The sequence below is a fragment of the Lysinibacillus sp. RU7 genome (assembly GCF_057837305.1).
On the sequence record NZ_JBYQFK010000008.1, the window covers coordinates 34,455 to 46,770 of the forward strand.

10 protein-coding genes are annotated in these 12,316 nt (G+C 37.7%); 2 read left to right on the forward strand and 8 right to left on the reverse strand.

Going from position 1 to position 12,316, the window contains the following annotated elements:
- Positions 1-18: 18 nt before the first annotated feature.
- Positions 19-1,512 carry a carboxypeptidase M32 gene (locus tag AC3II9_RS07670; RefSeq protein ID WP_489154515.1) on the reverse strand — a complete coding sequence of 498 codons (1,494 nt, stop codon included), beginning with the start codon at positions 1,510-1,512 and terminating at the stop codon, positions 19-21.
- A 474-nt stretch (positions 1,513-1,986) separates the two neighbouring features.
- Here AC3II9_RS07670 and AC3II9_RS07675 point away from each other — a divergent pair, with 474 nt between their 5' ends.
- A complete protein-coding gene (locus tag AC3II9_RS07675; RefSeq protein WP_489154516.1) occupies positions 1,987-4,464 on the forward strand; it encodes an EAL domain-containing protein in 2,478 nt (825 codons plus the stop codon).
- A 61-nt stretch (positions 4,465-4,525) separates the two neighbouring features.
- Here AC3II9_RS07675 and AC3II9_RS07680 read toward each other — a convergent pair whose 3' ends face one another.
- Complete coding sequence (locus AC3II9_RS07680) at positions 4,526-4,771, reverse strand: hypothetical protein (RefSeq protein WP_489154518.1); 246 nt, start codon at positions 4,769-4,771, stop codon at positions 4,526-4,528.
- A gap of 177 nt (positions 4,772-4,948) precedes the next feature.
- On the opposite strand from AC3II9_RS07680, the gene solA reads away from it, so the two are divergent.
- Complete coding sequence (solA, locus tag AC3II9_RS07685) at positions 4,949-6,058, forward strand: N-methyl-L-tryptophan oxidase (RefSeq protein ID WP_489154520.1); 1,110 nt, start codon at positions 4,949-4,951, stop codon at positions 6,056-6,058.
- 186 nt (positions 6,059-6,244) lie between these two features.
- On the opposite strand, the gene AC3II9_RS07690 is transcribed toward solA, so the two are convergent.
- From AC3II9_RS07690 to AC3II9_RS07715, 6 genes are read right to left on the reverse strand one after another with little or no spacing between them, the layout of a single operon-like run.
- The gene (locus AC3II9_RS07690) at positions 6,245-7,735 is read right to left on the reverse strand and encodes a class I adenylate-forming enzyme family protein (protein ID WP_489154522.1); all 1,491 of its coding nucleotides are present in this window, start codon (positions 7,733-7,735) and stop codon (positions 6,245-6,247) included.
- Positions 7,736-7,747: 12 nt separating this feature from the next.
- Positions 7,748-8,488, reverse strand: a complete 741-nt coding sequence (gene fabG / locus AC3II9_RS07695; RefSeq protein ID WP_489154523.1) for a 3-oxoacyl-ACP reductase FabG — start codon at positions 8,486-8,488, stop codon at positions 7,748-7,750.
- 1 nt (position 8,489) lies between these two features.
- On the reverse strand, positions 8,490-9,392 hold the full coding sequence (gene phaZ / locus AC3II9_RS07700) for an intracellular short-chain-length polyhydroxyalkanoate depolymerase (RefSeq protein ID WP_489154704.1): 903 nt from the start codon (positions 9,390-9,392) through the stop codon (positions 8,490-8,492).
- The gene (locus tag AC3II9_RS07705) at positions 9,385-10,407 is read right to left on the reverse strand and encodes a 3-oxoacyl-ACP synthase (protein ID WP_489154525.1); all 1,023 of its coding nucleotides are present in this window, start codon (positions 10,405-10,407) and stop codon (positions 9,385-9,387) included. Before AC3II9_RS07705 ends, phaZ begins: the two co-directional genes overlap by 8 nt.
- Positions 10,404-11,444: a branched-chain amino acid ABC transporter permease gene (locus AC3II9_RS07710; protein WP_489154527.1), complete on the reverse strand. Its 1,041-nt coding sequence runs from the start codon at positions 11,442-11,444 to the stop codon at positions 10,404-10,406. Before AC3II9_RS07710 ends, AC3II9_RS07705 begins: the two co-directional genes overlap by 4 nt.
- A 4-nt stretch (positions 11,445-11,448) precedes the next feature.
- Positions 11,449-12,312 (reverse strand): branched-chain amino acid ABC transporter permease, encoded by an 864-nt coding sequence (locus tag AC3II9_RS07715; protein ID WP_391372096.1) that lies wholly within the window; start codon positions 12,310-12,312, stop codon positions 11,449-11,451.
- Positions 12,313-12,316: the final 4 nt, after the last annotated feature.

The window sequence follows — 12,316 nt, forward strand, 5'->3', positions numbered from 1 at the left end:
TGAGTTGGGGGAGATTTTTTACAATTGATATAAAGCCGTATACTTTTCTTTTAAATAGTTCGCTAAATAGGAAGCATTAAGACCTTCCCCTGTTGCCTCTTGTAATAATTCAAATGGCTTTTTCAATGCTCCGTATTGATGTACTTTTTCTGTTAACCATTCACGGATTGGCTGGAGATTCCCTTTGCCACATAACTCATCAAAGTTTGGAATAGCTTGATCCATCGCGGCCTTCCACTGTGCTGCATACATATAGCCTAATGCATATGACGGGAAGTAACCAAAGCTCCCACCACTCCAGTGCATATCTTGCAGTACACCTTCCGCATCGTTTTTCGGACGAATACCTAAATATTGCTCATACTTATCATTCCATACTTGTGGTAAATCCTCCACTTGCAAGTTTCCATCAAACAATTCACGTTCAATTTCATAACGAATCATAATATGCAGCGGATATGTTAACTCATCTGCTTCAATTCGAATAAATGAAGGCTCCACAAAGTTAATCGCTTGTAAGAAATCCTCTACTGCTACATCGCCAAACTGCTCTGGTGAATGTTTTTGTAGTAACTTGAAGTTATGCTTCCAAAATTGTTCATTACGACCAATGAAATTTTCATAAAACAATGACTGTGATTCATGAATGCCCATTGATGTACCCTTTGATAAAGGCAGTCCATTAAGCTCCGGATTAATATTTTGTTCATAGATGGCATGACCACATTCATGAATTGTGCCAAAAATCGCTGAACGAAAATCATGTTCATCGTACTTCGTTGTGACACGAATATCCCCACTATTTAGTCCAATCATAAACGGATGTACGGTTTCATCGAGTCTACCTGCTTCAAAATCGTAGCCAAGTTGCGTTAAAAGCTCAAGTGAAGCCGCCCGTTGCCCTTCTTTCGGAAAATGTTTAAACAGCATCGATGTATCCGGTTTATTTGGCGATTCCTTAATTGCTTTCACAAGTAGTACGATGGTGTCACGAAGTTCTCCAAAGACACGATCTAAAATGTCCGTTGTCATTTCTGGCTCATATTTATCTAGCAAAGTGTTATACACTGAGCCATTTTTAATACCCCAATAGTGTACAAATTTCTTTTGGTACTCAACAATTTGTTTTAAGTACGGCAAGAATAAAGAAAAATCAGATTTCGCTTTTGCCTCTTCCCATACTGCTTCAGCTTTTGACTGTAAGATGACATACTCTTTGTATTCATCTGCAGGAATTTTTTTCGATTCATCATACGTTTTTTTTACTTCCTCGTATAGACGCTTTGTGACGAAATCTAATTCTTCCTTTGAAATTTCCTCTAGCAGCTGACCTAATTCGTCAGAAGTTTGAAGTGCGAATAATTCCGCTGATAATGTACCGACTACTTCAGCACGTTGTGGCAACCCTTTTTTAGGTGCCCCAGTACGCATATCCCAATAAATAACCGATAACGCCTCACTATAATTTTGCATTTTTTTCACATAGTTCATAAATGATTGTTTCACTGACATAATACACTCCCCTTTCCAATATTATAATTCGACTTTCGAAATAACGCCACTTTACATACTTTAAACAAAATAATTTCTACTCAATTATTAAGGCTCTTCACCAAAACGTGTACTTGACCGCACATTCCGTTACGGGCGGACGCTTTCCGCGGGCGAGGTTGAGCCTCCTCGTCGCTCATTCTTCGCTCCTGCGGGGTCTCAACTTTCTCGCTTTTCCCGCTGGAGTCGCCGCCCTTCACTCCATGTGCTTTTAGAATCCTACATTTTTAAATCAAGAACATATTTTGGTATTGAACCATTATTGATTTCCCTATTAAATATTCATAATTCCACTTAATTTATTACAGTATCTCATTTGTTTAACTATTTCTTTGTACTATTTATATTTTTTTATGTATTTTATTATAGGGACATTATACTAACATATACATATATTAGAAAACAGTCTATTTATCCTATTTCGAGAGAAGAGAAGTGAATAAAACAATGTCTATTAAGCGAAGAATTTCTATACTAACAACTGCTCTTGTCATGTTTACGGTTATTGCTACATTTAGTATAGACCTTTACTTAAATTGGAATAAATTATTAGATGACAAATACAACGAAGTGACTTCGATTAGTACATTATTAGATAATAGTCTAACAGGTACTTATAATGATTTACTGGAACACCCTAACATGACAGATGCAGAAAAAGTCGCTAGTTTAAACGAAAAACTGCAGCCTTATATCAATAATATCACCGATTCCTACGTAAATTTTGGCGCAGGTTATTATTCGAAAGAGTTAAACTCAGTTGTTGCATTTGGACCCAATTTTGATGAAGCTGGTTTAACGGATATGAGCAAAACATCTGAGGTTAGCGAAGTGTATACAACAGGTCTACCGTTAAAGCTTTATAACTATTCGCCAACACGCAAGAATTATGTAGTTGCCAATATTCATCCTATTATTCGTGATGGTGAAATGATTGGTCATATATGGACCAATGTATTAGTAGAGGATTTATTTACGTTGTTCAAAGATGCTTTCGTTAAAATGTCATTACTATTGTTTAGTATGATTGCTATTGGATTAATTGGTTCTCGCATCATTACGAATCAATACTTTAACAACTTAAAGTTATTTAAGGACCAAATTAAAAGTGAGCAAGAAAATATTGACCTATCCGCTTTCTCACCAGAATTAATTGAAGTGTACGAAGCAGTGTCAAATAGTCGGCTTGCACTCATTGAGAGTGAAAAGCGTTTTCGCGATGTCGTAACCGCCTTTGACGAGTATGTTTGGGAAACAGATTTAGATGGGCATTATACATATGTCTCAGAACGAGCGAGTTCTATTTTAGGTTATTCTCCTAATGAGTTACTTGGAACATTGAAATTCGACTATATGACGAATAATGACAAAAATCATGTAAGAGAAACATTTATAAAACAGTTTGAAAGCAATGCCAGGCCAGTCTACGCAGGTGAAGAGGTACATACTAGGCAGTCTAAAAATCTGACCACTTTCCGAAATATTATATATAAAAAAAAGAAAAAATCGGGTGAAGTTGTCTATTTAAGTACAAATACGTTACCCATATTTGATACGAACAACCAACTAATCGGTTATCGAGGTGTTACACGCGATATCTCGCTTCAAATTCAACATGAACAACATATAAATCAATTAGCTTATTTTGATGTACTCACTAAATTACCTAACCGAGCATCTTTAACGCAAGAAATAAATCGCTTACTTCAATCCTCCAATAACTTAGCTATACTTTTTATAGATTTAGATCATTTTAAATCAATCAATGATACACTCGGACATCGTATTGGGGATGAATTATTAGTCGTTTTATCACAAAAAATTGCACACTGCTTAGAAAAAGACGATGCCATATACCGATTTGGTGGAGATGAATTCATTGTTGTCATGCAAAATTTTAAAAATGTAGAGGAAGTCATTTCACGAACACACCGTATTTTACATACTGTAAACAACCCTATTGTCGTACATGATATGTCATTCTTTACAACATTAAGCATCGGTATTAGCCTGTATCCTGCCCACGGATTAACACTTGATGTATTAATTAAAAACGCTGATATGGCTATGTACAAATCAAAGGAAAATGGTAAAAATCAATATACGATTTATAATGATTCCATGAAAGATGAAGTAGCTGAAACATTTGAAATCTCCAATCTATTAAATGAGGCGATTAACAATTATCAATTTGAGCTACATTATCAACCCCAAGTATGTATTACATCAGAGACAATTATTGGAGTTGAAGCACTTGTACGTTGGATACATCCGACAAAAGGATTTATCTCACCTGCTAAGTTTATTCCGATAGCTGAAGAATCGGGGCTAATTATTAAACTAGGCGAATGGATTTTACGACATGCTTGTAAAACGAGAAAACAGTGGTTGGATGACGGCATTGACAATATTCGAATAGCTGTTAATATTTCACTCAAACAATTTCAGCAGCCTGATTTTATTGATAAAGTGTTGTCCATTTTAGAGGAAACTGGCTTACAAGGCCGTTATTTAGAGCTTGAAATTACAGAAAGTATCGCGATGAACAACCCTGAAGAAGTAATTAAAAAGCTACAAGCATTGCAACGTCATGCTATTTATATTTCAATTGATGATTTCGGTATGGGGTATTCTTCACTAAATTATTTAAAACGCTTACCTATTCAACAACTGAAAATTGATCGCGCATTTGTGCAAGATATCACAGAAGAAAATGATTACGCGATCGTCAAATCCATTATTACAATGGCACAAAGCTTAGGGCTTGATGTTGTAGCTGAAGGTGTTGAGACAACTGAGCAAGCAACTATTTTAAATCAATTAAATTGCCCTGTTGCCCAAGGTTATTTATACTATAAACCGATGCCAACACATGAAATTCACCATGAGCTACTAGCCCAAAGAACTACTTAAACTGTTATGGTATACCTTCAACCTATGGAGGTATGCCCCTCCTTCCCAAAATAAGAAGCGCCTATGTCTCTTGTATAAATTTGACCTCATCATATCCACATTCTTGACAAACCATTAAATGCGGACAAATTTGATCTTTCGCTGTATTAGGGTATCCATCCCCCATTTTTACAGTCTCTTCATCGTTATAATGACCATACGGATCTAAAAAATCAGATACTTTTCCTGAATCCTCTAATCTGGCCTTACATGTTGGACAAGTCATTTCTACTGTTTTCAATGCATTACATAAAGGGCACACTGCCATACATATTGCTCCTTTTTCTATTAGTATCTGTTCCTTTTGTGGATAGTATGTAACATATGTTTTCTCTAATTCTCCTCTTTTTCTACAAACAGCAATCTTTTACTATAAATCTTACTATCCTTCCTTTAGTAAAATGAATTTCGCTATAATACAGAATAAAAAGAAAGTTGTGACGATATGAAATTTGATTCGATTATTATTGGTGCTGGATCAATGGGGATGGCTGCTGCTTATTTTTTAGCGAAAGCTGGCAAAAAAGTATGTATGATTGATGCATTTGACCCTCCCCATACAAATGGAAGCCATCATGGCGAAACGCGCATTATTCGCTACGCTTACGGAGAAGGGATGGACTATGTACCACTTGCTTTACGGGCTGCAGAACTGTGGCAAGAACTTGAATACCAAGTGAATAAACAGTTGTTGTTAAAAACAGGCGTAGTAAACATTGGTGACAAGAACAACCCGTTTGTGCAAACCGTTATTGAAAGTGCTCAAGCGTTTCATTTGCCACTTGAAATATTAAACGCTAAAGAAATTGCAAAGCGTTGGCCTGGTATCAAGGTAGATGATCATATGATTGCTGCATTTGAGCCCACATCAGGTGTCCTTCGTGTAGAAGATTGTATAACTGCATACAAGGAATTAGCAATAAAAGCAGGCGCTACACTTCATGTAAATGAGCCTGTTCAAAACATTACATGTGGTGACGTGGTTGTAGTAGAAACAGCTGTTGCTACATATGAAGCAGACACTTGCATTGTTTGTGCGGGAGCTTGGACAAGTGAATTGTTGAAACCATTCCGTTTACCCCTCAATCCAATCCGTAAAACATTCGCTTGGTTTGAAGTAGAAGAAGGGCTTTACGGACAAGAAAACTTTCCTGCCTTTGCGGTCGAACTGAAAGATGCGTGTTACTACGGTTTTCCTAGTATTGATGGAGCTGGTTATAAAATTGGGCGGCATGACGGCGGTGAAACGATTCACCCGAACGACGAGCTACGACCTTTTGATGAAACGGATGCATTGGATTTACAGCAATTCATTCAATCTTATATGCCGCAAGTTGGCGCATTAAAAGAAGGGAAAGTATGTAAGTATACAATGACACCTGATGAGCACTTTATCATTGACTATTTACCTGAACATAAAAACGTCATTGTTGCATCAGGTTTCTCTGGTCATGGTTTTAAATTTAGTAGTGCAATCGGGGAAATGCTCGCACAAATGGTGATCGATGGAAAACCAAAATTATCAAATGAGCTATTTAAGTTAAGCCGATTTTAGAGAAAAAAGGCATACTAAAAATAAACTATTTCTAACATTGCAGAGGAGGTGTACAGAAAGTAAAAACTTTCGGTACCCCCCTCACTTCTTAATAAAAATATTACTCCTATAGTGCTCGGAAAGTTGTCGTCTCAAAATTTCTTTTCAGACGCCCCCTTCTTAGTTACTTTACACCACCGAACACCGCTACATACATCCATTTAAAATAACAGCTTGCTTTAGCTTTATTTTATCAATCTTTCCAACTGTTGTTCTTGGCAGTTCATTCAGTAGAAAGATTTTCTTCGGGATTTTATATTTTCCTAACTGTTTCGTGCAGCTTATACGAATTTCCTCTTCGAAATCGCTCACTTCCTGCTCGCAAACAATACAAGCAGCGACAATTTCACCCCAGTATTCATCTGGTATGCCGATCACTGCTACTTCTTTCACATTTGGGTGTTGAATAATGCATTGTTCCACTTCTTGTGGATAAATATTTTCTCCACCTGAAATAATCATTTCTTTTTTTCGGCCAACAATATAGACATCTTGTTGCTCATCCATCTTTGCTAAATCCCCTGTTTTAAACCAACCATCACTAAATGCCGCTTTCGTTGCCTGCTCATTTTCCCAATATTCCTTGAATAAATGCTTTCCTCTTAGTTGCAATTCGCCAACCTCACCAATAGCGCATAACGAACCATCTGCTTTTACGATACGGATTTGATTAAATTGCATACTTTTTCCGACAGCCCCGCGCTTTTTCATCGCTTGTATCGGGTCAATATAAAAATTATTCGGCCCCGCTTCTGTTAACCCATAGCCTTCTTTAAACAACAGCCCTTTTTGATGAAACGTATCGTAAATGGTTTGTGGACACGGTGCTCCGCCAGATAAAAATACTTTAACGGTTGGAAAATGTGCCTGTTGAAAATATTCCGTTTGCACGAGTTCCTGATACATTGTTGGGACAAATAATGAAATGGTCGAATGATATTCATTTAACGCTCTCGCCGCAATCTCCGCATTGAATCTCCTGCCAATTACGACTGTTCCCCCTGCCATTAATAACGGCACCGCTAACGCATTAATTCCCCCCGTATGGAAAAGGGGCATATAATTAATCGTGCAATCGTCAGTAGTTAAATTCCAGCTCACAATCGTATTAATTGCATTCCAATTAACTGACTCAAATGACAATACAGCGCCTTTCGGATGTCCTGTCGTTCCACCTGTATAAATAATGAGCCATGGTTTTGTTGGTTGCCATGATGAAAAGCTAGATAGCTGTACGGTTCTATCCCCTAATTGCTCAGAAAGCGACCATTTATGCTCTACTGGGAGATTTTCTACAATAGACGCAAATGTATGCTCATATATACAAAGCTGTGGTTTGCAATCCGTCACAACATATACTATTTCCTGCTCACTTAAGCGCCAATTAATCGGTACAAAAATCGCTCCTTGTAGCCCACATGCAAATAACACCGCAAATGTATCTATATTATTTTCACTCATCATACATACGCGATCACCGATTTGAATGTTGTGTGCACATAAAATACGTTGCCACTTCTCAATTTCCGTTGTGAGCTGACGATATGTCCAGTACCGCTTTGTTTCGATTTCAATTAGCGCCTTTTTATCAGGGGTTAGTTGTGCACGCTTTAAAATCCATTGTTGCCCATCATACATCAAACTCCCCCCTTACATCATAATACCCCCATCGACATGAAGAACATGACCTGTTATATAATCTGATTCATTGGAAGCTAAAAATAAATATGCATTAGCAATATCCTCAGGTTGACCTAAACGCTGCAGGGCTGTAACAGATTCCATTCTCGCTAATATTTCCTCAGGCATTTTTTGAACCATTGCTGTTAATGTAAAGCCTGGTGCTACGGCATTTACATTAATGCCCTTTCGTCCTAACTCTTTTGCCCATGTCTTTGTCATCCCAATTAAAGCTGCCTTCGTTGCCGCATAATTCGTTTGCCCTACATTCCCATAAACACCACTGACAGATGATGTGTTAATAATTTTGCCATAACCTTGTGCTATCATGTGGGGGATAACAGCTTGCGTACAATTAAATACCCCCTTTAAATTAACATTTAGCACATCATCAAATTGTTGTTCTGTCATTTTGTGTAACATCGCATCCTTTGTAATTCCTGCATTATTCACTAAAATATCAATTTTGCCGTACGTATCGACAGCCTTCTGAACAAGTGCCTCTACACTTTGACGTTTAGATGTATCCGTTTGAACAAATAAAATTGGCTTTTCATGTTGCTTATAAGAAGCTACCAGTTCTTTTCCCGCTTCTTCATTAAAATCAGCTACAACGACTGAGGCTCCTTCATCCATAAATTTTTTTACCGCCACTAAGCCGATTCCACTTGCACCGCCCGTAATAATGGCTACCCTGTTTTGTAATCGCATATTACCCCTCCAATAAAAATTTTTCAATTTCGCTTGTCAATTGTTCCAAGTTGTCTATTAACGGTGAATGACCACAGTTTTCCATTTTGACTACTTTTGCTTTACCGCCAAAATCTTCAATTATTTCGTTTGTCATTTGCTCTACGACAACAAAATCTCGGTCACCATACATCACGAGTACAGGTTGTGTAATATGATTTACTTCACCCGTTCCTTTTCCTGCTTCGTGATCTATAGTACTCATATTAAACGTATTTAAACTATAATAAACATCCCCTAAATTTCGCTGTGTTAACATATCCTCTAAATACGCCTCATACCGCTCTGGCTGTGGTTGATGATGTGTGTAAATAGCAGCATTCCAGATTGCCCGGAGACCATCCTTATTTTTTGTATCATATAAATACTGTACTGCCTTTGTTTTATATGGGTCCTGTTCAATTTCTTGTAATGTTGTAAACCGATTGGCCATGTCGATTTGTCCAGTAGGTGTCATGCCATAAAACGGATAACCACGTGTAGACCCCGATGCCATCAGTACAAGTTTATGACAGTCCTCTGGATAAAGAGCACAATATTGCATACATACCATCCCGCCTGTTGACCAACCGACTAAATGAAAATCTTTTAATGATAATGCATCGACAAATTGTTTTAAATCTTCAGCAAAATCACTTATATGTGTAATCCGCTTATTGTAACTAGAGCCCCCAAAGCCTCTTAAATCTGGCGCGATGATACGGAATTCCTCATGTAAATTTTCCATTAATAAATCCCAATGTTTCGAGGAGGTCATATTTCCATGTACAAGAAGAACTACTTGTTCTCCACCCGGTCGTTCACGATAGGCGAGCGTTTCACCATTAGATAATTGCACTTCTTTTAAACAATCCATACTATTCATATGCATGTTCCTTTCCCCATTTAATTGTAATCGCTCCCCAAGCATAGCCGATCCCAGCACTTACCAACGTGATAATATCCCCTTGGTGAATTTTATTTTCATGCAGTGCTAATTCCAGCGATAAAATTTGATCGAGCTGACCGATGTGACCGTATCGCTCTAAATAAATGGATTGCGCCGCAGACAATCCTAATGTACTTAATACATAATTATGAGCCGATCTTTTCATATGCAACATCGCAATATATTTTAAATCTTGCTCACTATAGCCACTTTTCGCTAACGATGAACGAATAACTTTAATAAAATTATTCAGTGATTTTTCCTCCAGACGCATCTTCATGCCTTCCGGATCTAATACATCTAAACGATATGCCCCTTGTGCAAGTAATTCTGCTGTAAGCGGCTGCTTTGTTCCACCTACAGGCACAACCACATCTTCTGAAAAAGAACCATCCGTCATAATTTCAGCTTCTAACACCGTATTTTCATTGAGGTTTTTTTGAAGAATTATCGCGCCCCCGCCTGCAGCTAAATTAAACATAAAACGTGTTCGTTCATTGTGATAGTCAATCAAATCACTATTGCGATATCCTCCTGCTAGAAGAACGGTATGAATGGACTCATCTGCAAGCATTAAGCTTTTCGCTATCTTCATCGCCATAATTGTTGTTCCACAGCGTAATTGAACGTCAAATGCCCAAGCATTACTAGCCCCGAGCTCTTCCTGCATTTTAATGGCTGCTGTCCAAAGGGGATATTCTTTATGTTCTTCCCCAATATAAATAATGACATCAATCTGCTTCGGGTCGATTTTCGCTTTCGCAATTGCTTTTTGAGCTGCCCAAATGCCCATTTGAACTGTGTGATCATATTTAGCAGGAATTGGTTTTTCAATTACGCCCATTTTCCCTTTTATAATATTAACAGGGATATTAGACTGTGCACTAATTTCTTCCGCTGTCATCCTAAGTTCAGGTAAATAAACACCTGTTGATAAAATACCAATGTTCATTTCACCTCACCTCTTTCATCCACAGGTATAGACTGCACCTTACTCGGAGGGGGATGATGATTTACTGTTCTCTTCATTTTCCATTCCCCGTACTTTTGCGCAAACGTGCCAGCAATTCCTTTTGGGAAAAAGATGACGGCTAAAATGTAAATAATCCCAAAGATAATAATCCACCGCTCAAAAATCGGATACTCTCTTGCTAAACCAGATAAATAGTGTTGTGCAAATTCAATAACAGCTGCCCCAATTAAAGGACCGACTAATGTACCGACCCCACCAATAATTGTCATTAGAAGGGCATCTAACGTAATATCCATTGACATCACACTCGTATTTACAAAACGTAAAGATACCGCATACAATGAGCCGGCAATACTTGCAATTACCCCTGCTATCATAGAAGCAATGACTTTATAATGTAATGTTTTATATCCTAATGAGGCCGTACGTTGCTCATTTTCCCTGACTGCTATTAAAACCCTTCCGAGAGGGGAGCTAACAAAGCGTTTACAAATAATAAAGAGGAGTATTAAACAAGCTAATACACAAAAGTAAAACATCATGCGATCTCGAAAAATCTCTGGTGCACGAAATGTGAAGCCGTCATTCCCTTTTGTCATTGTACGCCATTTTTCCGCTAATACTAATAAAAGTCCTGAAATGGCCAGTGTTAACATCGCATAATAATGACTTTTTAGGCGCAATGTCAATAACCCTACAAAAAAGCTTAAAATAGCGGATAGCATCATACCAATGACAATCGATATCATAAAAACAAGCATTGTATTTTCATATATATTAAGCAGTATCGCTGAACTATAAGCACCTAGTCCAAAAAACATGGCATGCCCAAATGACACAATTCCTGTAAAACCTAGCAATAAATCATAGCTCATTGCTAAAATACCAAAAATAAAAATTTGTGTTAGTAAAATAAGCATTGTTCTTGAATCTGAAATGAACGGTAAAATAATGAGTGCAATAGCTATTAAACAAAGGACAATATTAGAGGTTGTAAACGCGGATTGTTTTTTCATCATCTCACCCTTTCGCTACTGTAAATAAGCCTTGTGGACGGAAAACAAGGACAATGACCATAATAATCATATTGACCGCAAGCGATAGATACGGTACATAATAGGCCATAAAGCTACCTGCTAATCCGACTAAAATCGCCGCTAACAATGTACCCGAATAACTGCCCATACCACCGATTACAACAACGATAAAGCCTAAAATTGCATATTCCATGCCCATTTCTGCATAAATCACACCGGAATACGGCGCCATTAACACCCCGCCAAGTGCCGCTAGTGCTGCACCGACCATAAAAACATATAAAAATACGCGTTTAATATTGATCCCTAATGCTTGCACCATTTCCTTATTCATTACGCCTGCCCGGACAATTAAACCAATCTTTGTTCTTGTCAAAATATAATGGAATATACCGTAAATAATAAAGCCAATGACGATAATGAAAATACGATACTTAATAATGATAATATTGCCTACTTCCCAGCTACCTGCAAGCAATGGCGGTACACTAACAGGAATGCCATTAGGGCCAAATACGACTTTTATACATTCGGATAAAACAATCATTAATCCTAGCGTAATTAAAATTTGTTGAATGTGATTTCCATACACAGGTGTAATAATCAACTTTTCTGTAATGAGTCCAAGTACCGCACCCGTTACGAGTGCTATCAATATCCCGATGATAAAGCTATCTGTCGCTGCATAAGCAAATATACCGGTATAAGCGCCCCAAACGAACAAACCACCATGTGCAAAGTTAAGTACATCCATTAAGCCAAAAATTAATGTCACCCCAGCTGCTAATAAGAAGATTAACATCCCTGTAGCCAAGCCATTAATGATTAAACTAATGATTAGCTCCATTCTC

Coding starts and splice junctions, on each gene's coding strand:
- AC3II9_RS07670 (WP_489154515.1), bottom strand. CDS start 1,512: ATGTCAGTGAAACAATCATTTATGAACTATGTGAAAAAAATGCAAAAT.
- AC3II9_RS07680 (WP_489154518.1), bottom strand. CDS start 4,771: ATGGCAGTGTGCCCTTTATGTAATGCATTGAAAACAGTAGAAATGACT.
- solA (WP_489154520.1), top strand. CDS start 4,949: ATGAAATTTGATTCGATTATTATTGGTGCTGGATCAATGGGGATGGCT.
- AC3II9_RS07690 (WP_489154522.1), bottom strand. CDS start 7,735: ATGTATGATGGGCAACAATGGATTTTAAAGCGTGCACAACTAACCCCT.
- fabG (WP_489154523.1), bottom strand. CDS start 8,488: ATGCGATTACAAAACAGGGTAGCCATTATTACGGGCGGTGCAAGTGGA.
- phaZ (WP_489154704.1), bottom strand. CDS start 9,392: ATGAATAGTATGGATTGTTTAAAAGAAGTGCAATTATCTAATGGTGAA.
- AC3II9_RS07705 (WP_489154525.1), bottom strand. CDS start 10,407: ATGAACATTGGTATTTTATCAACAGGTGTTTATTTACCTGAACTTAGG.
- AC3II9_RS07710 (WP_489154527.1), bottom strand. CDS start 11,444: ATGAAAAAACAATCCGCGTTTACAACCTCTAATATTGTCCTTTGTTTA.
- AC3II9_RS07715 (WP_391372096.1), bottom strand. CDS start 12,312: ATGGAGCTAATCATTAGTTTAATCATTAATGGCTTGGCTACAGGGATG.